23 protein-coding genes are annotated in these 25,506 nt (G+C 70.0%); 20 read left to right on the plus strand and 3 right to left on the minus strand.

The window, feature by feature from the left end:
* Positions 1-93 precede the first annotated feature (93 nt).
* A complete protein-coding gene (locus OS889_RS03645) occupies positions 94-387 on the plus strand; it encodes an ArsR family transcriptional regulator (RefSeq protein WP_372387382.1) in 294 nt (97 codons plus the stop codon).
* Positions 388-535: 148 nt separating this feature from the next.
* Positions 536-1,348, plus strand: a complete 813-nt coding sequence (ubaA, locus tag OS889_RS03650) for an SAMP-activating enzyme E1 (protein WP_372387384.1) — start codon at positions 536-538, stop codon at positions 1,346-1,348.
* Between the two features lie 12 nt (positions 1,349-1,360).
* On the opposite strand, the gene OS889_RS03655 is transcribed toward ubaA, so the two are convergent.
* Complete coding sequence (locus OS889_RS03655) at positions 1,361-2,041, minus strand: helix-turn-helix domain-containing protein (protein WP_372387386.1); 681 nt, start codon at positions 2,039-2,041, stop codon at positions 1,361-1,363.
* Between the two features lie 86 nt (positions 2,042-2,127).
* Between OS889_RS03655 and OS889_RS03660 the strand changes: the two genes are divergently transcribed.
* The 8 genes from OS889_RS03660 to OS889_RS03695 all read left to right on the plus strand — a co-directional run bounded on the left by OS889_RS03660 (position 2,128) and on the right by OS889_RS03695 (position 13,145).
* Positions 2,128-3,801 (plus strand): NADH-quinone oxidoreductase subunit D, encoded by a 1,674-nt coding sequence (locus tag OS889_RS03660; RefSeq protein WP_372387388.1) that lies wholly within the window; start codon positions 2,128-2,130, stop codon positions 3,799-3,801.
* 234 nt (positions 3,802-4,035) lie between these two features.
* Positions 4,036-6,798, plus strand: coding sequence for a DNA mismatch repair protein MutS (gene mutS / locus OS889_RS03665; RefSeq protein WP_372387390.1), 2,763 nt, complete (start codon positions 4,036-4,038; stop codon positions 6,796-6,798).
* 132 nt (positions 6,799-6,930) lie between these two features.
* Positions 6,931-7,398 (plus strand): NUDIX hydrolase, encoded by a 468-nt coding sequence (locus tag OS889_RS03670; RefSeq protein ID WP_372387392.1) that lies wholly within the window; start codon positions 6,931-6,933, stop codon positions 7,396-7,398.
* The gene (gene mutL / locus OS889_RS03675; RefSeq protein ID WP_372387394.1) at positions 7,391-9,808 is read left to right on the plus strand and encodes a DNA mismatch repair endonuclease MutL; all 2,418 of its coding nucleotides are present in this window, start codon (positions 7,391-7,393) and stop codon (positions 9,806-9,808) included. Before OS889_RS03670 ends, mutL begins: the two co-directional genes overlap by 8 nt.
* 67 nt (positions 9,809-9,875) lie before the next feature.
* The gene (gene kdgK1 / locus OS889_RS03680; protein WP_372387396.1) at positions 9,876-10,835 is read left to right on the plus strand and encodes a bifunctional 2-dehydro-3-deoxygluconokinase/2-dehydro-3-deoxygalactonokinase; all 960 of its coding nucleotides are present in this window, start codon (positions 9,876-9,878) and stop codon (positions 10,833-10,835) included.
* 9 nt (positions 10,836-10,844) lie between these two features.
* Positions 10,845-11,552 (plus strand): DUF6663 family protein, encoded by a 708-nt coding sequence (locus OS889_RS03685; RefSeq protein ID WP_372387398.1) that lies wholly within the window; start codon positions 10,845-10,847, stop codon positions 11,550-11,552.
* A 162-nt stretch (positions 11,553-11,714) separates the two neighbouring features.
* Positions 11,715-12,653, plus strand: coding sequence for a rhomboid family intramembrane serine protease (locus OS889_RS03690; RefSeq protein WP_372387400.1), 939 nt, complete (start codon positions 11,715-11,717; stop codon positions 12,651-12,653).
* A 63-nt stretch (positions 12,654-12,716) separates the two neighbouring features.
* Positions 12,717-13,145, plus strand: a complete 429-nt coding sequence (locus tag OS889_RS03695) for a CopG family ribbon-helix-helix protein (protein WP_372387402.1) — start codon at positions 12,717-12,719, stop codon at positions 13,143-13,145.
* A 3-nt stretch (positions 13,146-13,148) separates the two neighbouring features.
* Here OS889_RS03695 and OS889_RS03700 read toward each other — a convergent pair whose 3' ends face one another.
* Entirely contained in the window at positions 13,149-13,634 is a 486-nt protein-coding gene (locus OS889_RS03700; RefSeq protein WP_372387404.1) for a DUF7575 domain-containing protein, read from the minus strand.
* A gap of 152 nt (positions 13,635-13,786) precedes the next feature.
* Here OS889_RS03700 and OS889_RS03705 point away from each other — a divergent pair, with 152 nt between their 5' ends.
* The 6 genes from OS889_RS03705 to OS889_RS03730 all read left to right on the plus strand — a co-directional run bounded on the left by OS889_RS03705 (position 13,787) and on the right by OS889_RS03730 (position 19,370).
* Entirely contained in the window at positions 13,787-13,945 is a 159-nt protein-coding gene (locus OS889_RS03705) for a hypothetical protein (protein ID WP_372387406.1), read from the plus strand.
* Positions 13,946-14,083: 138 nt separating this feature from the next.
* Positions 14,084-14,848 (plus strand): metallophosphoesterase family protein, encoded by a 765-nt coding sequence (locus OS889_RS03710; protein ID WP_372387408.1) that lies wholly within the window; start codon positions 14,084-14,086, stop codon positions 14,846-14,848.
* A gap of 6 nt (positions 14,849-14,854) precedes the next feature.
* On the plus strand, positions 14,855-17,395 hold the full coding sequence (ppk1, locus tag OS889_RS03715) for a polyphosphate kinase 1 (RefSeq protein ID WP_372387410.1): 2,541 nt from the start codon (positions 14,855-14,857) through the stop codon (positions 17,393-17,395).
* Positions 17,396-17,474: 79 nt separating this feature from the next.
* The gene (locus OS889_RS03720; protein ID WP_372387412.1) at positions 17,475-17,867 is read left to right on the plus strand and encodes an ArsR/SmtB family transcription factor; all 393 of its coding nucleotides are present in this window, start codon (positions 17,475-17,477) and stop codon (positions 17,865-17,867) included.
* Positions 17,864-18,913, plus strand: coding sequence for an ACR3 family arsenite efflux transporter (arsB, locus tag OS889_RS03725; protein ID WP_372387414.1), 1,050 nt, complete (start codon positions 17,864-17,866; stop codon positions 18,911-18,913). The genes OS889_RS03720 and arsB overlap by 4 nt, the downstream gene beginning before the upstream one ends.
* Positions 18,900-19,370: an arsenate-mycothiol transferase ArsC gene (locus OS889_RS03730; RefSeq protein ID WP_372387416.1), complete on the plus strand. Its 471-nt coding sequence runs from the start codon at positions 18,900-18,902 to the stop codon at positions 19,368-19,370. Before arsB ends, OS889_RS03730 begins: the two co-directional genes overlap by 14 nt.
* Positions 19,371-19,381: 11 nt before the next feature.
* On the opposite strand, the gene OS889_RS03735 is transcribed toward OS889_RS03730, so the two are convergent.
* A complete protein-coding gene (locus OS889_RS03735) occupies positions 19,382-20,335 on the minus strand; it encodes a halo transducer protein (RefSeq protein ID WP_372387418.1) in 954 nt (317 codons plus the stop codon).
* Positions 20,336-20,513: 178 nt separating this feature from the next.
* Here OS889_RS03735 and OS889_RS03740 point away from each other — a divergent pair, with 178 nt between their 5' ends.
* The 4 genes from OS889_RS03740 to pstB all read left to right on the plus strand — a co-directional run bounded on the left by OS889_RS03740 (position 20,514) and on the right by pstB (position 25,481).
* Positions 20,514-21,716: a substrate-binding domain-containing protein gene (locus OS889_RS03740; RefSeq protein WP_372387420.1), complete on the plus strand. Its 1,203-nt coding sequence runs from the start codon at positions 20,514-20,516 to the stop codon at positions 21,714-21,716.
* Positions 21,717-21,797: 81 nt separating this feature from the next.
* A complete protein-coding gene (gene pstC, locus OS889_RS03745; RefSeq protein WP_372387422.1) occupies positions 21,798-22,925 on the plus strand; it encodes a phosphate ABC transporter permease subunit PstC in 1,128 nt (375 codons plus the stop codon).
* Complete coding sequence (pstA, locus tag OS889_RS03750; protein ID WP_372387424.1) at positions 22,925-24,559, plus strand: phosphate ABC transporter permease PstA; 1,635 nt, start codon at positions 22,925-22,927, stop codon at positions 24,557-24,559. The genes pstC and pstA overlap by 1 nt, the downstream gene beginning before the upstream one ends.
* On the plus strand, positions 24,552-25,481 hold the full coding sequence (pstB, locus tag OS889_RS03755) for a phosphate ABC transporter ATP-binding protein PstB (protein WP_372387426.1): 930 nt from the start codon (positions 24,552-24,554) through the stop codon (positions 25,479-25,481). Before pstA ends, pstB begins: the two co-directional genes overlap by 8 nt.
* The last annotated feature ends 25 nt before the right edge of the window (positions 25,482-25,506 follow it).

The following is a 25,506-nucleotide window of genomic DNA, read 5'->3' on the forward strand; positions in this document are numbered from 1 at the left end:
CACCGTTGTCACCCGCTATCGTTCCGTTATCGTCCCGATTCGCCGTCCCGACTCGCGAAGGTTTATGACCGTTCGCCTTCTCGATTCGTACCGATGGCAGAGGCAGAACAGGAGAGTCTCGACGACCTCCCGCCGAGCGCGAAGCTCGTCTTCAAAGTACTCGAGTACAACGGCCCGCTGACCCAGAAGGGGATCGTGCAGGAGTCGATGCTCTCCGCACGGACGGTCCGGTACGCCCTCGAACGGCTCGAGGACATCGACGTGGTCGACGAAGACGTCTACTTCGCGGACGCGCGCCAGAACCTGTATCAACTCACCGACGACGCGCCGGAGACCCACCCCGCCGAGGGCGACGCCGACGAGGCCGAAGCCTGCTGTGCGGAGTGACCCGACGCCGGCGCTGACAGTCGCGGATAGTCGCGTCTGTACGTCTCCCTCCGACCGGTCCCGTTCGGTCTCGTCGCGGGGACGACGGGAGCCGACGTAGCCGACCGGTTCCACGAGAAGTTATCCCCCTCGACCTCCCAGTACGCGTATGTCCCTTTCCCTCGACGCCACGCAGCTGGACCGCTACTCCAGACACATCATTATGGACGAGGTCGGTCCGGACGGCCAAAAGCGGCTGCTCGGCGCGCGGGTGCTCGTCGTCGGCGCGGGCGGGCTGGGCTCGCCGGTCCTCCAGTACCTCGCGGCCGCGGGGGTCGGCACCCTCGGCGTCGTCGACGACGACGTCGTCGAGCGGAGCAACCTCCAGCGCCAGATCGTCCACGCCGACGCGGACGTCGGTCGCCCGAAGGTCGAGAGCGCGGCCGACTTCGTCGCCGATCTCAACCCCGACGTCGCGGTCGAGACCTACGAGACGCGGCTCGACAAGACGAACGTCGCCGAGATCGTCCCCGAGTACGACGTCGTCGTCGACGCCTCCGACAACTTCCCGACGCGCTACCTCCTGAACGACTTCTGTCGGATCCACGATATCCCGATCGCTCACGGCGCGATCTACAAGTTCGAGGGCCAGATGACGACGCTCACGCCCGAGGGGCCGTGTTACCGCTGTCTGTTCCCCGAGGCGCCGGAGCCTGGGACCGTCCCCGACTGCGCGACGACGGGCGTTCTCGGCGTCCTGCCGGGCACCGTCGGCTGCATCCAGGCCACCGAAGCCGTGAAACTGGTCCTGGACGCGGGCGAGGGGCTGGAGGGCCGACTGCTCTTCTACGACGCGATGGACCTCTCCTTCGAGACGGTGCCCTACCAGCGGACCCCCGACTGCCCCGTCTGCGGCGACGACCCGATCGGGACCATCGAAGATGTCGAGTACACCGAGGCGTGCGCCGTCGGCGGCGACTGAGCGACTCCCTTCTCACCGGCGCCCGCCCGGGACCGACGCGACGACCTGCCGCAGTACGGTCGCCTCGGCCTTCCGGAGGTGTTCGGCCGCGGTCCCGACCGCGCAGTCGAGTTCCGCCGCCACGGCGTCGAGCGTCGCCTCGCGCGGGCTCGCGTAGTACCCGATGTCGACCGCGACTTCGAGCGCCGCCAACTGCCGCGGCGTGAGCGCGGCCGTCGGATCCGCCACCCGGCCGTCGTAGGGGCGGACGCGGCGGACGGTCACGTCGACGTCGCCCGGAAGGCCGTCGATCGCCGTGGTCAGCTCGCCGCTCGCCCCCACAAGCGAGACGTCGATCGCGCGGTCCTCTCGGTAGACGATCGGCGGCACGACGACGACGCCGGTGCCGAGGAACGCCGCCGTGAGCCGCGCGTCGGCCGTCCGCTGGTCCTCGGTGACGGCCAGGTGGAAGCCGCGCCGGCCCTCCGCCGCCGCGGTCTCGTACTCGGCGATCGAGGGCTGGTCCGCCAGGGCGTCGGTGTAGGCGGCCTCGTCATCGCCGTCGACGAAGAACACGAGCGTGTTCCGCTCGCCGACCGAGGGGTTCCAGTGTCGCAGCCGCGTCTCCCGGAAGCCGGGCGTGTCGGCGACGAACGCGTGCATCGGGTGGACGTACGCCGCGGGCAGATCGAGTCGGAGTCGGACCGAGCGCATCGGGACCGGTGTCTCGCGCGACAAATAAAAATACTCCTCACCTTTGAGGCAGTAATTCCAGGCACTCCCGTTCCGAACACGTGCGTATGCGACCCCCCTCCGCGTCCCCCGCCGAATCGGTTTCGCCCGACGCGCGGTCCCGTCCTTCCGCCGAGGCCGCGATCCGCGGCCTGGACGAGCGGTTCTCGGTCCGCCGCGACGACCACCTCCACGCGCCCGGCGTCGTGATCCGCCCCGACGCCGTCCAGGACGCCCTCCGCTACCTCCGCGACGAGGCGGGCTTCGATCACTGCTCGTGTGCCACCGCCCAGCAGTACGAGGACCGCTACGAGACCATCTACCACCTCAAGCGGTACGACGACCCCACCGCCGAACTGAGCGTCGTCGTGCCCGCGCCGCTGGACGACCCCGCGAGCGAGTCGGCGGCACCGGTCTTTCCGACCGCTGGCTGGCACGAGCGGGAGGCCTACGACCTGATCGGGATCGAGTACGACGACCACCCGGACCTGCGGCGCCTGCTCCTGCCCGAGACGTGGCAGGGGCACCCGCTGTCGAGGGACTACGACCGGGACCGGCCGCAGATCGTCCCCTACACGGAGAACGTCAATCCGATCCAGGACGACGACCGCGAGGGCGACACCCTGTTGTTGAACATCGGGCCGCACCACCCCGCGACCCACGGCGTCCTCCACCTGGAGGTGACCCTCGACGGCGAGCAGGTCGTCGACGTCGAGCCCGATATCGGCTACATCCACCGCTGCGAGGAGCAGATGTGCCAGTCGAAGACCTACCGCCACCAGATTATGCCGTACCCCGACCGGTGGGACTGGGGCGGCGCCGGCCTGCTCAACGAGTGGGCCTACGCTCGGACGGCCGAGCGACTCGCCGACATCGATGTCCCGGAGTACGCGCAGGTGATCCGGACAATGGCCGCGGAGCTCTCGCGGATGCTCTCGCACTTCCTGGCCGTCGGCGCGTACGCGCTCGACGTCATCGGCGACTTCACGGCGACGTTTATGTACGCGATCAAGGACCGCGAGCGGATCCAGAACATCCTCGAAGACCTCACCGGCCAGCGGCTGATGTTCAACTACTTCCGGCTCGGCGGCGTCGCCTGGGACCTCCCCGAACCGCGCGAGGAGTTCTTCGAGCGGGTCTACGACTTCGTCGACGACCTGCCGACGCGGCTCGCGGAGTACCACGACCTCCTCACCGGCAACGAGGTCATCCAGATGCGGACGGTCGACACGGGCGTCCTCTCCGCGGAGACGGCGAAGGCCTACGGCTGCACGGGCCCCGTCGCTCGCGGCTCCGGGGTCGACTACGACCTCCGCCGCGACGACCCCTACGGCTACTACGACCAACTGGCGTGGGACGTCGTCACCCAGCCCGACGGCGACAACTTCGCGCGGCTGCTCGTCCGCCTCCGCGAGATCGAGCAGTCCGCGCGGATCGTCGAGCAGTGCGCCGAGCTGCTCGAAGACTGGCCCGAGGCGGACCGAGAGATCCAGGCGAACGTCCCCCGCACGCTCAAACCGGACGACGACACCGAGGTCTACCGGGCCGTCGAGGCCGCGAAAGGGGAACTCGGGATCTACATCCGCGCGGACGGCACCGACTCGCCCGCGCGGTTCAAGATCCGCGGCCCCTCCTTCTCGCACCTCCAGGCGCTCCCCGAGATGACCCGCGGCGGCTACATCCCCGACCTGATCGCGACGCTCGGGAGCCTCGACACGATTATGGGCGAGGTGGACCGGTAGCTCGGCGAGCACAGTCGCTCCGAGGCGATTTGCGAACAGCCGGCACCTCCCATTTCGAACCGCTCCCGCGCCGACGTGCCGGACACCCGCCGACCGGCGCAGGACCGCTATTACGTCACGGCGGGCCTGGCCTCGCGATCGTATGTAAACGCTCGTGGCCGCGGACCCGCGGGACCCGGACCGCGGCACCTCCCACACCGTAGCGTTTTATCCGCCCGCCGCCCAGGTGCGGGTATGGCCTCGCAGGGAATCGTCGAGGAGTTCCTCTCTCTGAAGTCCGAGACCGACGCCGACATCCTGACGATGCAGTGCGGCGACTTCTACGAGTTCTTCGCCGACGACGCCGAGCGCGTCGCCGACGAACTCGATCTGAAGGTCTCTCAGAAGTCCTCACACGGCTCGTCGTACCCGATGGCCGGCGTCCCGGTCGACGACCTCACGCCGTACCTGAAGGCGCTCGTCGAGCGCGGCTACCGGGTGGCTGTCGCCGACCAGTTCGAGGGCGACGGCGGCGACCACTACCGCGAGATCACCCGGATCGTCACGCCGGGCACCCTGCTCGAAACCGACGACGCCGAGGCGCGGTACACCGCCGCGGTCGTCGGCGACGTGGGCGGCGCCGGAACCGCGACCGACGACGCACGGATCGGCCTCGCCTTCGCGGACGCGACGACCGGGCAGTTCCTCGTGACCGTCGCCGAGGGCGTCGACGCGGCGCTGTCGGAACTCCACCGCTTCGGGCCCGTCGAGATTCTCCCCGGGCCGGACGTCCGCGGCGACGACGCCGTCACCCGGCGCCTCCGCGAGGAGACCGATGCCACGGTCTCGCTGTTCGAGGTCGACGCCTTCGCGCCCGGCCGCGCGGAGCACGCGCTCCGCGAGCAGTTCGGCCGGGAGACGCTCGACAGCGTCGGCATCCGGGAGGAAGAAGCGATCCGCGCCGCGGGCGCGGTCCTCCGCTACGTCGAGGAGACCGGCGCGGGCGTGTTGCCATCGATGACGCGGGTCCGGCGCTTCGAGACGACGGACCACCTCGAACTCGACTCGACGACCCAGCGCAACCTCGAACTCACAGAGACGATGCAGGGCGGCAGCGACGGGACGCTCTTCGAGACGATCGACCACACGGTCACGAGCCCCGGGCGCCGGCTCCTGCGGGAGTGGGTGACGCGCCCCCGCCGCGACCGCGACGAACTCGACCGTCGGCTCGACTGCGTCGAAGCCCTGGCGTCGGCGGCGCTGGCGCGCGAGCGCGTCCGCGAGGCGCTCGACGGCGGCTACGACCTCGAACGGCTCGCGGCCAGAACGATCTCGGGGAGCGCCGACGCCCGCGACCTCCTCGCTGTCCGGGACACGCTCGCGATCCTCCCCGCCGTCGCCGACGCCATCGCGGGCTCGCCGCTCGCGGACTCGCCCCTGGCGGAGGTCGTCGACCGGCCCGACCGGGAGATCGCCGGGGAGATCCGCGAGGAACTCGACGCGGCGCTCGCCGACGACCCGCCGAAGACCGTCAGTCAGGGCGGCCTGTTCGAGCGCGGCTACGACGACGAACTCGACGACCTGCTCGACCGCCACGACGAGGCCCAGGAGTGGATCGACACGCTGGCCGAGCGCGAGAAGCGACAGCACGGCCTCAGCCACGTCACCGTCGACCGCAACAAGACCGACGGCCACTACATCCAGATCGGGAAATCGGTCGCCGATCAGGTCCCGGACCACTACACGGAGATCAAGACGCTCAAGAACTCGAAGCGGTTCGTCACCGACGAACTCGAAGAGCGCGAGCGGGAGATCCTCCGACTGGAGGAGGCACGCGGCGACCTCGAATACGAGCTGTTCTGCGACCTCCGCGACCGGATCGGAGAGCGCGCGGAGCTCCTCCAGGACGTCGGCCGCGCGCTCGCCGAGGTCGACGCGCTGGCGTCGCTCGCGGCCCACGCCGTCGGCAACGACTGGGTCCGGCCGGAGCTGGTCGAGTCAGGGCCGCTGGAGATCGAGGCCGGCCGGCACCCGGTCGTCGAGCAGACCACGGAGTTCGTCCCGAACGACCTCTCGATGGACCGAGAGCGGGGGTTCCTGCTCGTCACCGGGCCGAATATGAGCGGGAAGTCGACGTATATGCGCCAGGTCGCGCTCATCACGCTTCTCGCTCAGATCGGCAGCTTCGTCCCCGCGCGCTCGGCGACGATCGGGCTCGTCGACGGAATTTACACTCGTGTGGGGGCGCTCGACGAGCTCGCGCAGGGCCGCTCGACGTTTATGGTCGAGATGCAGGAGCTCTCGAACATCCTGCACTCGGCGTGCGAGGACTCGCTCGTCATCCTCGACGAGGTGGGGCGGGGGACCGCCACCTACGACGGCATCTCGATCGCGTGGGCCGCGACCGAGTACCTCCACAACGAGATCCGCGCGAAGACGCTGTTTGCGACCCACTACCACGAGCTCACGTCGCTGGCGGACCACCTCGGGCGCGTGGAGAACGTCCACGTCGCCGTCGACGACTCGGGCGAGGACGTCACCTTCCTGCGGACGATCGAGGAGGGACCCACCGACAGGTCGTACGGCGTCCACGTCGCGGAGCTGGCGGGCGTCCCCGAACCCGTCGTCTCCCGCGCGGACGAGGTGCTCGAACGGCTCCGCGCCGAGGAGGCGATCGAAGCGAAGGGCAGCGGCGGGGGCGGAAGCGACAGCGGCCCGACGCAGGCCGTCTTCGACCTCTCGTCGGGGCAGTTCGTCGACGGGAGCGGCTCGGATCGCGGCGCCGACGCGTCGGGAGCGGCGGAGGCGGCGGAAGCGACCGACGGCGGCCAGCGCTCGGAGTCGGGAGCGTCGGAAGCGGCGACGGGCGCCGGCGGAGGGTCAACTCCCGACCCTGATCCCGACCCGGCGCTCGCCGACGTCGCGGCGGACCTCGAAGCCCTCGATCTGGCGGAGGTCTCGCCGATCGAACTTATGAGTCGCGTCCAGGAGTGGCAGGAGCGCCTCGACGACGCGTGATCGGGATCTCAACGGCCGACGCGGCGACGACCGGTAACGATTAGGCCGTCTACTCCCAGGGTTGGGGTAGCATATGTGTGGGGACGAGCGACCGCGCCGCGGAACGGTCGGCGTGTACCGGGGTGAGCGCCCGTGACCGAAGCGGCGGAGCGCGACGCGGAGGCCGAAGCCGACGAGCAGGACGACCACCTCGAGGCGACGATCAGCCAGCGCGGCGTCCTCTTTTCGGCTCGGGACCGCATCCTGATTGTCCGCCGGAGCACCGACGGCGGCTGGGAGCTGCCCGGCGGCCGGCTCGGCCCCTACGAGGACGCGCCCGTCGGCGTCCACCGCGAGATCGTCGAGGAGACCGGTCTGGACGTCCACGTCGGCCGGCCGGTCCACACGGCGTCGTGGCGCAACGACGTCGATCGGGGGCGGTTCGCGGTCTACTACCGGTGCATCGTCCCCGCGGCGCTCGACGTCGCGAGCAGCGATCCCGTCTCGCTCAGCGACGAGCATATGGACCACACCTGGCTGCCGCCGGAGGCGGCCGCAGACCGGCTGAGCAACGTCCAGAGCGAGGCCGTCGCGGCCGCGCTGGAGGTCCACGATGGGTGAGGGATCCGACGCGAACGCCGAACGTAGCGGGACCGACGCGGACGAACGTGCGGCCAGCGGCGACGAGCCCCCGAGCCCGACGATCCACGAACTCGACGACCGGACGGTCAGGCAGATCGCCGCGGGCGAGGTCGTCGAGCGCCCCGCCTCCGTCGTGAAGGAGCTCCTCGAAAACAGCCTCGACGCCGACGCCTCCCGGATCTCGGTCGCGGTCGACACCGGCGGCACCGAGGGCGTCCGCGTCCGCGACGACGGCGTCGGGATGGACCGCGAGGCGGTCCAGCGCGCGGTCGAAGAACACACCACGAGCAAGATCGCGGACATCGACGACCTCGAAGCGGGCGTCGGCACCCTCGGCTTCCGCGGCGAGGCGCTCCACACGATCGGCGCGGTCTCGCGGCTCACCATCCGGACGAAGCCCCGCGGCGGCGACACGGGCACGGAGCTCCGCGTCGAGGGCGGCGAGGTGACCGCCGTCGAGCCTGCGGGCTGTCCCGAGGGCACGGTCGTCGCGGTCGAGGACCTCTTCTACAACACGCCCGCCCGCCGGAAGTTCCTGAAGACGACCGCGACGGAGTTCGACCACGTCAACACCGTCGTCACCCACTACGCGCTGGCGAACCCCGACGTCGCCATCTCCCTGGAGCACGACGACCGCGAGGTGTTCGCGACGGAGGGCCGCGGCAGTCTCCGCTCGGCGGTCCTCTCCGTGTACGGCCGCGAGGTCGCCGAGTCGATGATCGCCGTCGACCACGAACCCGACGCGGGCCCGATCGGCCGGATCGAGGGGCTGGTGAGCCACCCGGAGACGACTCGCAGCACCCGCGAGTACCTCTCGACGTTCGTCAACGACCGGTACGTCACCGCCGGCGCCCTCCGGGAGGCCGTCCTCGACGCCTACGGCGGCCAGCTCGCGACCGACCGCTACCCCTTCGCGGTTCTGTTCGTCGAGGTCCCCGCCGACGCGGTCGACGTCAACGTCCACCCCCGGAAGATGGAGGTCCGCTTCGACGACGAGCCGGGCGTCCGCGAGGCCGTCACCGAGGCGGTCCGCTCGGCGCTCTTGGAGGAGGGACTGATCCGATCGACCGCGCCCCGGGGGCGCTCGGCCCCCGACGAGGCGGAGATCGCGCCCGAGTCGCCCGAGGACGAGGTCCGCGGCGGCGCCGGCCACAGCCCGCAGCCGCGCGAGGGGGAATCAGAGAGCACCTCCCGTCGATCGGAAGGGACCGGCGCCCGAACCGGCGGCGCGGACGCCCGCGACGGGGCGAACGACCCGACAGCGCTCGGACGCGCCGCCGACGGGGCGGACGCCGGAGCGACCGCCTCCGGCCTCGACGACTTCGACGGTGGCGACCTTGATGGGGGAGATCTCGACGGTGGCGACCTCGACGAGGACGACTCCGGCACGGTCGCCGCCGATTCCGACGCCGACGATCCAACCGACAGCGACCGGGCGCGCGCGGTCGACCCGTCGGACGAGGACGCCTGGAGCGTCACCGGTGGCGGGAGCGGCCGCGCGGACGGGAGCCTCGACGGCGCTTCCGCGTCGAACACCTCGAAGTCCGACGCGAACCGCCGCGGCTCGTCGGACGTCGCTCCCGGCTTGGATTCTGACTCCGGCGCGGAATCGGACTTCGACACCGACTCCACTGCCGCCGACCACGACGCCACCGAGTCGGGGTCGCGACCCGGCCGGTCGTCCCGGCCCGATCGGCCGACCGGCATCGTCGGGCCGACGACCCAGCGCGACCTCTCCGGCGAGAGAGCGACGCTGGAACCGGAGTTCGACTCGCTGCCGTCGATGCGGATTCTCGGCCAGCTCCACGACACCTACGTCGTCGCCGAGACCGACTCCGGAATGGTGCTCGTCGACCAGCACGCGGCCGACGAGCGCGTGAACTACGAGCGGTTGCAGACCGAACTCGACGGCGACGTCGCGACCCAGGCGCTCGCCGAGCCGGTCGCGCTCGAACTCACCGCCCGGGAGGCCGCGCTCTTCGCGGAGTACCGCGAGGCGCTCGCCGAACTGGGCTTCCGCGCGGAGCGCACCGGCGACCGGACGGTCGAGGTCGCGTCCGTGCCCGCGGTGTTCGCCGAAGCGCTCGATCCCGAGCGCCTGCGCGACGCCCTGACCGCGTTCGTCGCCGAGGGCGACTCGGGCGGCGCTCGGACGGTCGACGCCGTGGTCGACGACCTCCTCGCGGACCTCGCGTGCTACCCCTCGGTGACCGGGAACACCTCGCTCACGGAGGGGTCTGTCGTCGGCCTCCTGGAGGCGCTCGACGACTGCGAGAACCCCTACGCCTGCCCGCACGGCCGCCCGGTCGTCGTCTCGATCGACGCCGAGGAGATCGGCGATCGCTTCGAGCGGGACTATCCCGGCCACGGCGGGCGCCGCCGCGAGTGAGGCTCGGGGATCGGTCGGTCCGCGACCGACAATCGCTCTTATGTACCCCCTGACCGAACGAGGGGGTATGTCTGCCATCGTGACGTTCGGCGAGACGATGCTCAGGCTCTCGCCCCCGCGGGGCGAACGTCTCGAACGAACGCGCGCCCTCGACGCCCAGCAGGGCGGCGCCGAGAGCAACGTCGCGGTCGCGACCGCCCGACTCGGCGCGGAGACGACCTGGCTCTCGAAGCTCCCCGACTCGCCGCTCGGCCGACGGATCACCGCGGAACTGCGCAGCCACGGCGTCGATCCGGCGGTCGCCTGGGACGACAGCGCGGACGCCCGACTCGGCACGTACTACCTCGAACACGGGGGCGACCCCCGCGGCACCGACGTCATCTACGACCGGGCGGACGCGTCGGTCACGACCGCGACGCCCGACGAACTCCCGACGGAGGTCCTCCGGGACGCCGACGTCTTCTACACGAGCGGGATCACCCCGGCGCTGTCGCCGACGCTCTCGGACACGACCGCCGCGCTCCTCCGGGGCGCCCGGGAGGCCGGCGCCAGGACGGCCTTCGACCTGAACTACCGCTCGAAGCTGTGGTCGCCCGACGAGGCCGGCGAGGGGTACGAGGCGCTCTTCCCGCACGTCGACGTGCTGTTCGCCGCCGAGCGCGACGTCGAGACCTGCCTCGGTCGCGAGGGCGACCCGATCGAGGTCGCCAACGGCCTGCTCCGCGACTACGACTTCGAGACCGTGGTGCTCACCCGCGGCGAGAACGGCTCGGTCGCCGTCGCCGACGGCGAGGCCTACGAACAGCCCGTCTACGACGCCGACACCTTCGACGCGATCGGCACCGGCGACGCGTTCGTCGGCGGCTACCTCGCGAGGCGGACCGACGGCGGCTCGATCCCCGACGCGCTCGCGTACGCCGCCGCGACGGCGTCGCTGAAGCGCACGATCGACGGCGACCTGGCCGTCGTCACGCCGGCAGAGGTAGAGGCCGTGATCGACCGCGACGCCGGCGGGATTTCGAGGTGATGGTCGGGGATGCATCCCACGACCGACGGCCGCTACCGCGTGCTCGGCCGCCCGCACGACCCCGCCGAGCTCCTCCTGCTCTCCGTTGAGGCGATCGACGCCGACCGCGTCCCCACAGAGCCCGTCGCCGACGCGGGCGGTAGCGCCGAGCCGACTGACTCGGCCGACTCTGCCGACTCGGCCGACGCGCTGGCGCCCGTCTACCTCGACACCGAGCGGTTCGACTACGAGGGCGACTTGGCGGCGACCGTCGAGGCCCTCCGCGCGGGCGTCCTCGTCGACGCGACGATCGAGTGGGTCGACGGCGACCCGCGATTCGACGCCGTATCCGTCGTCGCCGAGACTGCCTTCGAGTTCTACGACGACGTCACCGGCCTCTTCGAGGCGGCCAAGCGGACCTGGATGGTCGCCGAGGGCGACAACGCGCCGATGCACGGCCGGGTGACGAAGAACACCGACGGCGACCCCAACGGCGCGCTGTACGTCTTCGCCAAGCAATCTGGCGCCCGCGACCTCTTCGAGGAGTTCCGCACGGGCGTGACGCCGCTGGACCCGCTCGTTCGACGGGCCGACCGCGCCGAGTCGGTCCCGCCGGAGCGCGATCAGGCCCGCGCGGTCTTCGTCCTGCGTCCCGTCGCCGAGCCCTTCATCGTCGTCTACGTCGTCTTCCGCCGCGACGGGGTACTGGCGGAGACGCTCCGGTCGACGTACGGCTGAGGCGACGGTCCGCGCGTCCCGCGTGGGCGACGACAGCGACGCCCTCCCAGTTCCAACTCTGAGAATTTGGCCGGTGTCTACATACGATCCGAGGCATAACGGCTCTCTGAGTACCCGACGGGGGCGGAAGCGACGCCGCCCTCCGTCTCGGACGTGATATCGATGGACTACCCAGGCCACAGGCGAAACCGGGACCGCCCCCGGTCGAACACGCGATCCGCAGACGAGTCCGTGGACGCAGACGACAGCGACGCGGCCGTGGTCCGGTCGCAGTCGGGGCCCTCGCTCGGTCCGGCGGACGTCGCGTTTCTCGCCGCGATCCCGGCCATCCTCGTCGGCGTCTTCTCCCTCCCGAAGCCCCTCCGGGTGTCGCTCGGCCTCTCGTACCTCCAGCCGACGGCGCTCACCGCCTACACCTCACACTTCGTCCACCTCGAACGCACCCACCTCCTCGCGAATCTGCTCGTGTTCCTCGCGGTCGTCCCCTTCGCCCTCCTCGTGAGCGTCAAGAGCGGCCGACGCCGCCGATTCTACCTCGTCGCGTTCACGTTCCTCACCGTCTTTCCCCTCGTCTTCTCGGGGCTGAACGTCCTCTTTCCCCGCCCCCGGCTCGGGTTCGGCTTCTCGGGCGTCAATCTCGCCTTCGTGGGCTATCTGCCGCACGTCCTGGCCGATCGACTCGGACGCGACGGCCCCGAGTCGACGCCGGTCGCGGACTCGGTCCTGCCGCTCGCCTTTTTCCTCGGCACCGTGATCGTCGCCGTCCGGATGGGGCTGTCGATGCTCGATTCCGTGCCGCTGGCCGCCCACACGCCGCTTCTCGCCGCCGGGATCGGGAGCATCCTCTCGATCGTCGTCTTCGCGCACCCGATCGCCGCCCGCCTGCGCCGGGGAGACGCGTCGCTCTCGGAGCTTTTCCCGCCGTCGGTGGCGTTCGGCGCGCTGCTCTTCGTGTTGATGCTCGTGATCGCCTTCCCGCACGTCTCGCCCGCCGACGGGACGATCCTCAACCTCTTCGTTCACTTCCTCGGGTACAGCTTCGGATTCCTCGTCCCGTACGTCGCGTTCCGGCTCCTCGCCGTCGAGATCGACCCCGAGTGAGTCCCGTCGCGGCCGCGCGCCGCGTTATCAAGATTTAACATATTGTCGGGCAGATGTTAATATATGACCGTCGTCAGCGTCTCGATGCCCGAAGCCCTGGTCGAGCGAATCGACGCCTTCGCCGAGGAACACGGCTACACCGGCCGCAGCGAGGTCGTCCGGGAGGCGTCCCGGAATCTGCTGGGCGAGTTCGAGGACAAGCGGCTCGAAGACCGGGAGCTGATGGCCGTCGTCACGGTCGTCTTCGATTACGAGACCACGAACGTCGAAGAGCGGATGATGAACCTCCGCCACGAGTACGAGGGCCTCGTCGCCTCGAACTTCCACAGCCACGTCGGCGAGCACCGGTGTATGGAACTGTTCGTCCTCGAAGGCGGCCTCGAAGACATCTCGACGTTCGTCGGGAAGATCCGCGCCACGAAGGACACCCTCAGCGTAGACTACTCGGTGATGCCGGTCGACGAATTCAGTGGGTACGAGATCGAGGAGTAGCGATCAATCGAGCCGCGTCGTACACCACGGACAGAAGTCGAGGTCGGGGTCCAGTTCCTTCCCGCAGTTCGGACAGGTGCCGCCGTCGGTCGGCTCCTCGCCGACGGTCCCGCCGACGCCGGGCACCCCCGACGGCGTCGCCGCGGATCGGGCGTCCCCGGATTCGGCGTCCGCCGCGTCGTCGGGCGTCGGCTCGCCGGTCCGCGACCGTGCCTCGCGCTGGCTCGCCCGCGCGAGGACGTACGCGTCCGCGACGCTCGCGACGCCGACGACGAACATCGGGAACAGCGCCGAGGGGTCGCCCCCGCCGGTCAGGAGCGCCTGCGCGGCGTCCGCCGGGACGAACACGAGGGAGGTCACGACGGCGGCGAGGAACCACCCGAGCCCGCGTCGCCACCGCCGGAGATAGAAGTGGCCGAGCCCCGTGGCGAGCGTCCCGAGCAGCGCGGCCAGCCACGGCCGCTTGCCCCGTCGGCTACGGCTTCCCATACGTACGCGTTCGCACGCGTCCGATTAGGTCTTGTGGGTTTTCGCCCGACGTCGTCGCGGTCGCGCTCTCGCTCGGCTGACCTGCCGTCTTGTTTGGCACACCGTATCAAACGTTAACTGTTCGCAGTCCTTTCGAACGGCCGGATCCCGCGATGTGCCACTACGGAGACCACCCGCGCGAACCGACCCACGAGCGGCTCGAAGCACTGCTCGACGACCACGCGACCGAGACCGACGAGGCTGACCCCGGCTTCGCCGAGATGGACGAAGCGGAGGACGTCCGCATCCTCACCGACGGCGGCGACGAGTGATCGCCGGGGTCGGTCGCTCTTTTGCGAGCGGCGCGTCGCCCGCGGTATCCCCATCGCTATGTAGGTCGATATAGCCGTCCGGACGCGGACGGAGTGGTCATAGCAACCGTTTACGCCGGACTGGTCGATCCGTCCGGTATGGACCACACCGCGACGCCGACCGACGACCGGCCCCTCGCACCCCGTCCCGACGCGGGGGCGACGGTCTCCGACGGCGACCTCCACCCGGCCGTCGCCGAGCGCCACGAGCGCCTCGACGCCTCGGCGTGGGACGACATATACGTCGTCGGCGACGTCCACGGCTGTATCGACGAGCTCCGACGGCTGACGGCCGCGCTCGATCCCGGCCCCGACGACCTGGTCGTCTTCGTCGGCGACCTCGTCCGGAAGGGCCCCGACAGCAAGGCCGTCCTGGAGTTCGTCCGCGAGCGCGAGAACTTCCGGTCGGTCCGCGGGAACAACGAGGACAAGCTCATCCACGGGCGGAAGACCCTCGACGGCCTCGACGATGCGGACCGACGGTATCTGGAGTCGCTGCCGGTCGCGATCTCGTGGGACGACGCGTTCGTCGTCCACGGCGGGATCGACCCGACCCGGCCGCTCGCGAGCCAGGACATCGAGTCGCTCCTGAACTGCCGCTCGATCCCGGCCGAGAACGGCTACGACGGCCCGTTCTGGTTCGAGCAGTACCGGGGGCCACCGCGGACGTTCTTCGGCCACACGGTGCTCGACGAGCCGGTCCGCACGGAGTGGGCGATCGGCCTCGACACCGGCTGCGTCTACGGCGGCTCGCTCACCGCCTACGACTGGTCCGCCGACGCCTTCGTGCGCGTTCCCGCCGCCCGGACCTACGAGGCCCGCGCCGACGAGAAAATCCTCGAACCGGAGCAGCTGGACGCCTAGGCCCCGATGACCGACCACAGCGAGCCCGGCCCGGAGCCGGCGGCCGACGGCGGATCGGCGGAAGCCGACGCGTCGGCGTCGAGTGCCGGCGACGCGGTAGCGGAGTCCGACACAGCGACGGAGGCGGAGACGGACTCGGAGTCGGAACCAGAGCCGGACGCCGAGACGCCGGAGGCGGCAGGCGGGACGGATCCCGTCGGCTCCGGCGTCGGAACGGTCTGCGATCCCGCGGACGGGGGGCCGGCCAGCGTCGTCCACGGCCCGCGCTCCGCCGACCCGGTCGAGCCGATCGAGGCGGTCGACCCCGACGAGGCGGACTTCTCGGAGCCAAGGTGGTACCTGAACCGCGAGCTCTCGGCGCTCTCCTTCCAGAAGCGGGTGCTCCACGAGGCGATGGACCCGCGGAATCCGCTCTTGGAGCGGACGCGCTTTCTCGGCCTGTTCACCAAGAACGTCGACGAGTTCTGTATGAAGCGGGTCGGCGGGCTGAAACAGCAGATGGCGGGCGAGGTCTCGGACCTCACCCCGGACGGGCGGACGCCCGAAGAGCAGTGGCGGCTCGCGCTCGAGACGCTCCGGGAGCTGTTCGAGCGGCAGGACGCGTGCTACCGCGAGGTCGTCAGGGAGTCGCTGCCGGAGATCGGGATCGAGATCGTCCGTCACGACGACCTCCCGACCGCGGTCCGGGACGCCCTGCGAGCGCACTTCAAGGCGGAGATCCTCCCGACGCTGACGCCGCTGACGTTCGATCCGGCCCACCCGTTTCCGTTCATCTCGAACCTCTCGCTGTCGCTCGCGGTCCGGACCCGGCGGCAGGGCGAAGAGCCGAAGTTCTCCCGGGTGAAGATCCCCGAGAACCAACCCCGGCTCCTCGAGGTCGACCGCATCCTCGCCGATTCGGATTTGGATTCGGATTCGGAGGCCGCCACGCTCGACGCCGATGCGGGCGGAGCCGCGGACGACGACGGGACCGATCGGTTCGTCTTTCTGGAGGAGGTCATCGCGGCCAACCTCGACCTCCTGTTCCCGAACGTCGAGGTGCTCGACTGGTCGACCTTCCGGGTCACGCGGAACGCGGAGGTCCGGCGGAACGAGGAGGTCGCCGAGGGGCTGATCGAGATGATCGAGGGCGTCCTCCGGGACCGCCGCTTCGCGACGGTCGTCCGGCTGGAGGTCTCCGCGGATATGCCCGACGAGGTGCGGTCGCTCCTGATGGCGCAGCTCGACCTCGACGAGCGCGAGGTCTTCGAGCGCGAGCCGCCGCTGAACCTCCGGCACGTCTCGCGGCTGACCGATCTCGACAGGCCGGAGCATTCGGTCTCGCCGTGGACGCCACAACCCCATCCCAGATTTGTCGGCGTCGACGACGACGAGACCGACCGCGACGTCTTCGACGTCATCCGCGACGACGACGTGCTCGTCCACCACCCATATCACTCCTTCGAGAAGACCGTCCAGGCGTTCCTCAGCGAGGCCGCCCGCGACGACGACGTGCTGGCGATCAAGGCCGCGATCTACCGGACCTCGCGCGACTCGAAGGTGATCGAGAGCCTCATCGAGGCGGCCCGGAACGGCAAGCAGGTCGCCGTGATGGTCGAGCTGAAGGCGCGCTTCGACGAGGAGAACAACCTCCGGTGGGTCGAGCGCCTCGAAGAGGAGGGCATCCACGTCGCCTACGGGACGATCGGCCTGAAGACCCACAGCAAGACCGCGCTCGTCGTCCGCCGCGAGGACGACGGCGTCCAGCTGTACTCCCACATCGGCACCGGGAACTACCACGCCGAGACGGCCAAGGGCTACGTCGACCTCGGCCTGATGACCCACGACGCCGACGTCGGCCACGACCTCACCCGGCTGTTCAACTTCTTCACCGGCCACTCGTTCCACGAGGAGTACCGCAAGCTGCTCGTCGCGCCCGGGACGCTCCGGCAGGGGCTCGTCGAGCGGATCCGGGCCGAGGCCGAGCACGCCAGGAACGGCGACGGCGGCCGGATCGTCGCCAAGATGAACGCGCTCGAAGACCCGGACATCGTCGCCGAGCTCTACCGCGCGGCGCGGGCCGGCGTCGACATCGACCTGATCGTCCGCGACATCTGTCGGCTCCGGCCCGGCGTCGCGGGCGTCACAGACACCGTGACCGTCCGGAGCGTCGTCGGGCGGTTCCTCGAACACTCGCGCATCTTCTACTTCGGTGGAGGGACGTCCGCGGACGCCGACGCGACTGACGGCGGCGACCCCCAGTACTTCATCGGCTCGGCCGACTGGATGACGCGCAACCTCGACCGGCGCGTCGAGGCCGTCACGCCGATCGAGGACCCGGAGATCGAGGCGGAACTGGAGTCGCTCCTCGAACGCTACCTCGCGGACGACCGGAAGGCGTGGCTGATGCGGCCCGACGGGAGCTACGTCCAGCGGCGCCCCGATCCCGACGCGGACCCGCGGAACGTCCAGGCGGAACTGATGCGGCGCGCCGACGCGAGCGCGGACGCGTCGCGGGACCGGTCGCCGTCGTTCCGCCCGAATGCGGGCCCGGAGACCACGGACTGACGCGGACGGCCTTCCGGATTCTATCTGAACACGAATTCAGACCGGAACAACTATCTGAACCGTAACTCAAGTAGAGTCGATGGCGACCACATCCGATCGGATCCGGCGGCTCCTCACAGATCAGTTGGCGGAGTGCTGCGAGGCCGACGTGGAGCGGCGGCTCGACGAACTGGGGACGCTCGCGGACGACGCCTTCGGTGACGACGCGGTCCGCCCGGCGTTCGCCGCCCTCGGGAACGAGACGCGGTACCGACTCACGCGGGCGCTCGCCCTCGCGGACGAGGAACTCTGCGTCTGCGAGCTCGAACCGCTCGTCGACGTGAGCGAGAGCGCGGTCAGCCACGCCCTCTCGGACCTCGTCGAGGCGGGGCTCCTCACGCGCCGCAAGGAGGGGAACTGGCGGTACTACGCGGCGACGCCGCTCGCGACGGCGCTGTTCGAGACCGCCGAAGCGGAGGTGACGACGGAATGAGCGACAGCCTCGGGGTCCTCGACCGGTATCTCACCCTCTGGATCGGCCTCGCGATGGCCGTCGGCGTCCTGCTCGGCCGCTTCGTCCCGAGCGTCGCCGACGCGCTCAACGCGGTCACCTGGCACGGTACGAGCCTCCCGATCGCCGTGGGGCTCTTCGTGATGATCTTCCCGATTATGGCCGAGATCGACTACGACCGCATCCCGCGGGTCACCCGGACCACGCGCCGGGAGATCGGGCTGACGCTCGCGTTCAACTGGCTCGTCGCGCCGTTCCTGATGTACGGGCTGGCGACGGCCTTCCTCGGCGGCCACCCCGAGTTCGTCACCGGGCTCATCATCGTCGGGATCGCGCCCTGCATTGCGATGGTGCTCGTCTGGAACGAACTCGCGGCGGGCAATCAGGAGCTGTGTGCGGTCTGTGTCGGCGTCAACAGCCTCCTCCAGATCGCGCTTTTCGTCCCCTACGCCTTTCTCTTTCTCACCGTTCTCCGCGGGACGACGATCTCGGTCTCGATGGGGCTCGTCGCCCAGATGGTCGGGATCTTCCTCGGCCTGCCGCTGGTCCTCGGCTACCTCACTCAGCGGGTCGCGTTCCGGACGGTCGGCCGGGAGACGTACTACCGGCGGTTCGTCCCGCGGATCAGTCCGCTCGGCCTGCTCGGACTCCTGTTCACGGTGGTGGTGATGTTCGCGCTGAAGGGCGAGTACATCGTCGCCAACCCCGAGCAGATCCTGCTCATCGCGGTTCCGCTCTTCATCTTCTTCGTCGGCCTCTGGGCGCTCGCCTACGGCGCGAGCGCGCTGGCGGGCTTCGACTACACCGAGAGCGTGAGCGTCGCGTTCACCGCGGCGTCCAACAACTTCGAGCTCGCGATCGCCGTCGCCGTCGCGGTCTTCGGCATCGGGAGCAACGTCGCGCTCGCGACCGTCGTCGGCCCGCTGATCGAGGTGCCGGTGATGCTCGCGCTCGTCCGCGTCGCGCTCGCCACGAAGGACCGCCTGTTCACCGCCGCGCCGACTCCCACCACTAATGTCTCGGACTGAGGCTGATTCCGATTCCGAAACCGACTCCGGCGACGACCCGATCCGCATCGCCCTCGTCTGCGTGCAGAACGCGGGCCGGTCACAGATGGCGTACGCGTTTGCCGAGCGGGAGCGGGCGGCCCGCGGGCTCGACTCCGCGGTCGATCTCGTCACCGGCGGGACGCGTCCGGCAGACCGTGTCCATCCCGAAGTCGTCGACGCGATGGCCGCCGTCGGCGTCGACATCGGCGACCGGACGCCCCGCGAGGTGACCGTCGAGGAACTCCGGGCGAGCGACTACGTGATCACGATGGGCTGTTCCGCCGACGACGTCTGTCCCGCCGGCTGGGCGGGCGACAATCGGGACTGGGACCTGTCCGATCCGGACGGCGAATCCCCGGCGGAAGTAGCACGCATCCGCGACGAGATCGAAGAACGGGTCGCGGCGTTGTTCGACGAACTCGAAGCGGCGGACTGACGCCGACGCGCTCAGGCGGGCGCGTAGGGCTCGTCCAGGGCCCGCGCGCGGTCGAGTTCGGCCTGTACCTCGCCCCACTCGACGGGCGGCTCGGCGGCCGCGCCGGTCTCTCTGAACGCCGCGATCCGCGCGCCGTAGCGCTCCCGCCACGACGGCTCGGCGGCGTCGTTGAGCGCGGCCCGCGCGGCCGCGACCCGCGAGTCGAGGTCGGCCAGTCGATCTTCGAGGTCGTCCGCCCAGCCCCCATCGACGCCCGCGCGCTCGGCCATCGCGCGGAGATCGTCGAGTTCGGCGCGCAGGTCCGCCAGCAGCACCGGCGTCACCTCGACGCGGAGGACGGCGTCGACCCACGACTCCGCGTCGAGCGGCGGCGTCGCCGCCGTCCGCGCCGCCTCCAGCGCGTCGGCGACGACGTCGACGTCCTCTTCGAACGCCTGCCGCCGGCGCTCGTGGGAGTCGAGCCACGCCTCGAAGTCGTCGAGGTCGAACTGGAGTTCGTCCGCGGTCTGCTGGACGTCGTCGGCCTCGCCGGCGATCCGGCGGAGCTCGCACACCGCCTCGTAGACCGCGTCGGGGGTGTCGTCGGGGTTCGAGACGGCCTGGAGGTCGGCTCCGAGGTCCCGCACGCGCGAGTCTATGTCGTCGAGCGTCGCCTCGTAGCGGTCGAGCCGCGCGCTGACGACGTCGAGGTCGTCGACGCCGTCGGCGGCCGCGGCCGCGTCCTCGAAGGCGCTCCGCGCGAGTTCAGTCCGCGTCTCGGCCGTGCTCAGTCGCTTTGCGACGTCCGAGACGGTCTCGTCGATCCCGTCGCGCGACACCCGGCCGCCGTCGTCGGTGACGTGATCGAGCACTGACCGCACGGTCTCGGGGTCGCGCGTCGCGTCCGCGTCGACGATCGCCGCTACCGCGCGTTCTGTCGCCAGCCCGACGACGCCGTCCGCGCCGTCGGCTTGCTCCGGAGTCATCGTGTCTTCGGTCTCTCTGCGAGGGGGCTTCCGTCCTGCTATTGGGTGTATATAGTGCTCGGTAGTCCTCCGTCCCGATCATTGGGGTACGTTCCGATCCGAGCGCTCCCGATCGGACGGGAGCACCGTAGACCCCTATTATAAACCGCTTTTGTGGGGTGACGGGACCGAACAGGTGATGACGCGCGACTCAAAGCGCTTCGGAGACCACGTATCACGTCGGGAGTTCCTCGTTGCGACCGGAGCCGCCGGGGCCGCCGGGCTGGCCGGCTGCTCGTCGCAGTCGGGCTCGGAGACCGAGACGGAGGCCTCGGGCGGCGGCGAGAGCACCGCGACGCCGACGCAGTCCCAGTCGCAGTCCGACTCTTCGGGGTCGAGCGGCGGCCCGGCGATGCTCACCGCGGAGGGCTCTTCGACGGTCTATCCCATCGCCAACAAGGGCAGTTCCTACTGGAACTCCAACGCGCCGCCGAGCGACGGCGAGTACTGGGGCTCGAACCCCGAAGAGGGCAACACCGTCCCCGGCTGGGAGGCGCTCGGCGAACCGGATATGCGCCTGGCCGACTACTTCGCGAGCCTCTACGGCTTCGAGCCGACCGGTCAGCAGGCCACGCCGCCGTTTCCGACGAGCATCGGCCTGAGCCACTCGGGCACCGGCTGTCAGTCCGTCGTCGACGGCCTCGTCGACATCGGCAACTCCTCGGGCCCGATCACGGCCGAACTCGGCTGGAGCGAGGAGAAGGCCCAAGAGGAGGTCGTCGACCACGTGCTGGGCCGCGACGGCCAGCCGGTCGTCGTCAGCAGCGACGTCTACAACAACGGCGTCCAGCAACTGACGGGCGAGGAGGTCCGCGGGATCTACCAGAACGAGATCACCAACTGGAGCGAGGTCGGCGGCCCCGATCAGGAGATCTACGTCATCGGCCGCGCGGAGGGCTCCGGGACGGACACCTCGTTCCGACTGAATATGCTCGGTAGCGCCGACGCGCCGATGCCGGGCGTCGACACCCGCTTCGGCCAGAATCAGCAGGTCGCCCAGGCCGTCCAGCAGAACGAGGGCGCCATCGCGTACATGGCCCTGGCGTTCACGAGTGACCAGGCGCCGCCGATCGCCATCAACTTCGAGGGCACGGTCTACGAGCCCGACCGCGACGCCGAGAACACGATCTTCGACTCCGACTACCCGCTCAACCGCGACCTCCACCAGTACACGAAGATCACCGAAGAGACGCCGAGCGGGACGGACATGCGCGAGGCGGCGTTTATGAATATGTTCCTGACCGAGTTCGGCCAGCAGGTGTTCGTCGAGGCGAACAACTACATCCCGCTGCCGACCGCCGACATCGAGTCCGAGTTCGAGAAGCTCCCCGACCAGGTGTAACCCCGCCGCGACCGACTCGCGACGCCGCACCACACCACGCTCGTCCCGTTTCCATTCATCCTATGCATACACGGAGTAACGATGGCGCAGGCGACTGACGAACTGACCGGCGCAGAGCGGCTCGGCCGTCTCACGAGGCGCTTCCGCGACTTCGTCGACGAGACCGAACCCGAGGCGCTCGCCGTCGTCGGCGTGATGTCCCTTTCGCTCCTTTCGGCCTTCGTCGGCTTCCTCCTCGTGTCGAACTACACCGTCGTCCCCTTCGCGGTCTTCCTCGTAGCCGGCGGCTACGGCTGGATCCGGTACCAGGGCCTCACGGCGAAACTGCTCACGCTCTCGACGACGATCTCGACGATCATCATCCTCGTGTTGATCATCGCGTTCATCTCCGTCGAGTCGATTCCCGTGCTCTTCTACGAGCGCGCCACGGTGTTCGGCGTCTCCGTGCCGGGGCTCCGGATGTTCATCCAGCCCAATTGGGACGCCGTCTCGCCGCCGATCCGCTACTCGATGGTCCCGATGATCCACGGGACGGTGATGGTCACGGTCGTCGCGACTGCCGTCGCCGCGCCGCTCGGGGTCGCCGCGGCGCTGTTCCTCTCGGAGATCGCGCCCGCGACGGTGCGCGAACTCGTCAAGCCCGGCGTCGAGATCCTCGCCGGGATCCCCTCGATCGTCTACGGCTTCATCGGCTTCACCGTCCTCAGCCCGTGGGCCTCCGATCAGTTCCGCATCCTCGGCCAGGGGACGTACCTCTTCGTCGGCGTCGTCGTCGGGCTGATGGCGCTGCCGACGGTCGTCTCCGTCGCGGAGGACGCGCTCAACAGCGTCCCCGAGTCGATGAAGAGCGGGTCGCTCGCGGTCGGGACGACCGACTGGCAGACGATGACCTCGATCACGCTCCCGGCCGCGTTCTCGGGGGTCTCCGCGGCGGTGCTGCTCGGCGTCGGCCGCGCGATCGGCGAGACGATGGCCGCGACGGTGATGCTCCGCGGCGTGCCGAGGCTCACCGATCCGCTGTACAACGTCTTCTACGGCCAGGAGACGCTCACCTCGCTCATCGCGCGGAACTACGGCGAGGCCGACGGCTTCCAGATGGACGCGCTGTTCGTCGCCGGGATCATCCTCTTCGTTACCGTCCTCGTCATCTCGATCGGCTCGCAGTACGTCGAGTGGCGGATGCGGCAGAAGTTCGGAGGTGAGGTCTGATGGCGGGCGCGACGCGGAGCCGGCTGGTCCGCTCTGACACCACCGCGACCGACGCCGTCGCGGCCCTCTCTGTCGGCGTCGCCTCCGTGCTCTTCGCGCTCGGCCTCGCGGCGATGTTCGAGCTGATCGCGCTCACGGGGACGCTGGCCGGCGTCCCCACGCTGACGCTCCTCGGGATCCTCCTCGTCGTCCAGGGCGGCGCCGTCGTCGCCTTCGGCGTCGGCTCGCGGCTCGGCCTCGTCGAGACGAACCCCCGCCCCGACGCCGGCGCCGTCGCGGCGGTGGCGTTCGCGCTGCTGTGGTTCGTCGTCGGCGGGGTCGTCGCCTCGCAGGCGCTCGGGCTCGGCCTCGCGGGCTGGCTCCCGGCCGCGGTCCTGACCGGCGCCGTCGCCTTCGCGGTCACCGTCCTCCCGCGCGAGGACGTCGGCTCGACCGCGCCCGCGGGCGCGGTGGCGGTCCTCGCGGGGCTCGCGTTCCTGGGCGGACTCGTCGTCCCCGACTCGGTGTGGGACCTCGGCTGGGAACAGACGGCCTCGCTGACGGCCGAGTTTATGGTGCCCGTCCTGACGGTGTTCTGCGCCCTGCTCACCGGCTGGGCCGCGGCGAAGGCCTACGGCGGCTTCGGGGCCCGCGGCCGCCGCGTCGGGGCGTACCTCCTGATCTACCTCAACGCCGGCGCGATCGTGAGCGTGCTGTTCGCGCTCGTCGCGTTCACGCTGTTCAAGGGCCTCCCCGGGCTGTTCCGGGGGCTCGCGTTCGGGGCCGGCGTCGGCCCCGACTCGACGATCGCGCTGTTCGGCCTCCGCCTCACGATCTCGTGGCCGGTCTCGTGGCCGTTCGTGATGAACGGCGTGGGCCTCCTCAACGACGTCAACGGCGTGCTGCCCGCGATCGTCGGGACGTTCTGGCTCGTCGTCGGCGCGGTCCTCTTCGCCGTCCCGCTCGGCGTCGGCGCGGCGGTCTTCCTCACCGAGTACGCCGAGCGCGGCCGCTTCACGCAGGTCGTCGAGGTCGCGACGAACGGCCTCTGGAGCACGCCGAGCATCGTCTTCGGCCTCTTCGGCTTCGCGTTCCTGATCCCGCGGTTCGGCAACGGCAAGTCGCTGCTTGCCGGGATGCTGACGCTCGGTTTCATGCTCTTGCCGCTCGTGGTCATCACGAGCCGCGAGGCGATGCTCGCGGTCCCCGACGAGTACCGCGACGCCAGCGCCGCCCTCGGCGTCACGAAGTGGCAGACGATCCGGAGCGTCGTGCTCCCGGCGGCGCTGCCCGGCGTCGTCACGGGCGTCATCCTCGGCGTCGGCCGCATCGCGGGCGAGACCGCGCCGATCCTCCTGACGATGGCCGGCGGCGTGTTCGTCCCCGGGAGCCAGACCGCCGACGTGATCGGCGGCTTCACGTTCACGACGGCGCCGCCCTTCGTCTCGAACCCCGAACTCCTGCAGGCGACCTCGGCCCTCCCGTACCAACTGTACGCGCTCATCACGGCCGGCGTCGGCGCCTCCGGCAACGTCGGGAACCCCGACCAGTTCCGGTGGGCGACGGCGCTCGTCTTACTCGCCGTGGTGCTGTCGTTCTACGCGGTCGGCATCGCGACGCGGTACTACTTCCGGAGGAAACTGAGCTATGAGTGAAACCACACAGCAGACCCAGACGCAGTCCCAGTCCCAGACCGAGGCGGAAGCGGCACAGCCGCTACAGACGACGAGCGGCGAATCGGAAGAGCGGCTCCGCGAGGAGTGGACCGACTACCGCTTCGACGGCACGACGAAGCTCGCCGTCGAGGACCTCGACGTCCACTACGGCGATGACCACGCGCTCAAGGGCGTCTCGATGGAGATTCCCGAACGGAGCGTCACGGCGCTCATCGGCCCCTCGGGCTGTGGGAAGTCGACGTTCCTCCGGTGTCTCAACCGAATGAACGACCGGATCAAGTCGGCGCGGGTCGACGGCTCGGTGCAACTCGACGGCCAGGAGATCTACCAGGAGGGGACGGATCTGGTCGAACTCCGCAAGCGCGTCGGGATGGTGTTTCAGTCGCCGAACCCCTTCCCGAAGTCGATCCGCGACAACATCTCCTACGGCCCGCGAAAGCACGGCGACATCGACACGAGCCTCCTCGCGCGGCTGTTCGGCCGGAGCGACGAGGAGGCCGAAGAACAACTGGTCGAACGCTCGCTCCGCCAGGCGGCGCTGTGGGACGAGGTCAACGACCGCCTCGACGACAACGCCCTGGGGCTCTCCGGCGGCCAGCAACAGCGGCTCTGTATCGCCCGCGCGCTGGCGACCGACCCTGAAGTCCTCCTGATGGACGAGCCCGCCTCGGCGCTGGACCCGATCGCGACCGCGAAGATCGAAGAGCTCATCCACGAGCTCTCTCAGGAGTACACGGTCGTCATCGTCACCCACAATATGCAGCAGGCCGCGCGCATCTCCGATCAGACCGCGGTCTTCCTCACCGGCGGCAAGCTCGTCGAGTACGGCGACACAGACCAGATCTTCGAGAACCCCCAGAGCCAGCGCGTCGAAGACTACATCAGCGGGAAGTTCGGCTGATCGCCGACCGGCTGCCGTCCCGGCC

The sequence above is a fragment of the Halobellus sp. MBLA0158 genome, assembly GCF_041477585.1.
In the GTDB taxonomy this organism is placed as follows: domain Archaea; phylum Halobacteriota; class Halobacteria; order Halobacteriales; family Haloferacaceae; genus Haloquadratum; species Haloquadratum rubicundus.

Excerpts from the sequence above, each read along its gene's own strand:
- OS889_RS03645 (WP_372387382.1), top strand. The coding sequence starts at position 94 with ATGGCAGAGGCAGAACAGGAGAGTCTCGACGACCTCCCGCCGAGCGCG.
- ubaA (WP_372387384.1), top strand. The coding sequence starts at position 536 with ATGTCCCTTTCCCTCGACGCCACGCAGCTGGACCGCTACTCCAGACAC.
- OS889_RS03655 (WP_372387386.1), bottom strand. The coding sequence starts at position 2,041 with ATGCGCTCGGTCCGACTCCGACTCGATCTGCCCGCGGCGTACGTCCAC.
- OS889_RS03660 (WP_372387388.1), top strand. The coding sequence starts at position 2,128 with ATGCGACCCCCCTCCGCGTCCCCCGCCGAATCGGTTTCGCCCGACGCG.
- mutS (WP_372387390.1), top strand. The coding sequence starts at position 4,036 with ATGGCCTCGCAGGGAATCGTCGAGGAGTTCCTCTCTCTGAAGTCCGAG.
- mutL (WP_372387394.1), top strand. The coding sequence starts at position 7,391 with ATGGGTGAGGGATCCGACGCGAACGCCGAACGTAGCGGGACCGACGCG.
- kdgK1 (WP_372387396.1), top strand. The coding sequence starts at position 9,876 with ATGTCTGCCATCGTGACGTTCGGCGAGACGATGCTCAGGCTCTCGCCC.
- OS889_RS03685 (WP_372387398.1), top strand. The coding sequence starts at position 10,845 with ATGCATCCCACGACCGACGGCCGCTACCGCGTGCTCGGCCGCCCGCAC.
- OS889_RS03690 (WP_372387400.1), top strand. The coding sequence starts at position 11,715 with ATGGACTACCCAGGCCACAGGCGAAACCGGGACCGCCCCCGGTCGAAC.
- OS889_RS03695 (WP_372387402.1), top strand. The coding sequence starts at position 12,717 with ATGACCGTCGTCAGCGTCTCGATGCCCGAAGCCCTGGTCGAGCGAATC.
- OS889_RS03700 (WP_372387404.1), bottom strand. The coding sequence starts at position 13,634 with ATGGGAAGCCGTAGCCGACGGGGCAAGCGGCCGTGGCTGGCCGCGCTG.
- OS889_RS03705 (WP_372387406.1), top strand. The coding sequence starts at position 13,787 with ATGTGCCACTACGGAGACCACCCGCGCGAACCGACCCACGAGCGGCTC.
- OS889_RS03710 (WP_372387408.1), top strand. The coding sequence starts at position 14,084 with ATGGACCACACCGCGACGCCGACCGACGACCGGCCCCTCGCACCCCGT.
- ppk1 (WP_372387410.1), top strand. The coding sequence starts at position 14,855 with ATGACCGACCACAGCGAGCCCGGCCCGGAGCCGGCGGCCGACGGCGGA.
- OS889_RS03720 (WP_372387412.1), top strand. The coding sequence starts at position 17,475 with ATGGCGACCACATCCGATCGGATCCGGCGGCTCCTCACAGATCAGTTG.
- arsB (WP_372387414.1), top strand. The coding sequence starts at position 17,864 with ATGAGCGACAGCCTCGGGGTCCTCGACCGGTATCTCACCCTCTGGATC.
- OS889_RS03730 (WP_372387416.1), top strand. The coding sequence starts at position 18,900 with ATGTCTCGGACTGAGGCTGATTCCGATTCCGAAACCGACTCCGGCGAC.
- OS889_RS03735 (WP_372387418.1), bottom strand. The coding sequence starts at position 20,335 with ATGACTCCGGAGCAAGCCGACGGCGCGGACGGCGTCGTCGGGCTGGCG.
- OS889_RS03740 (WP_372387420.1), top strand. The coding sequence starts at position 20,514 with ATGACGCGCGACTCAAAGCGCTTCGGAGACCACGTATCACGTCGGGAG.
- pstC (WP_372387422.1), top strand. The coding sequence starts at position 21,798 with ATGGCGCAGGCGACTGACGAACTGACCGGCGCAGAGCGGCTCGGCCGT.
- pstA (WP_372387424.1), top strand. The coding sequence starts at position 22,925 with ATGGCGGGCGCGACGCGGAGCCGGCTGGTCCGCTCTGACACCACCGCG.
- pstB (WP_372387426.1), top strand. The coding sequence starts at position 24,552 with ATGAGTGAAACCACACAGCAGACCCAGACGCAGTCCCAGTCCCAGACC.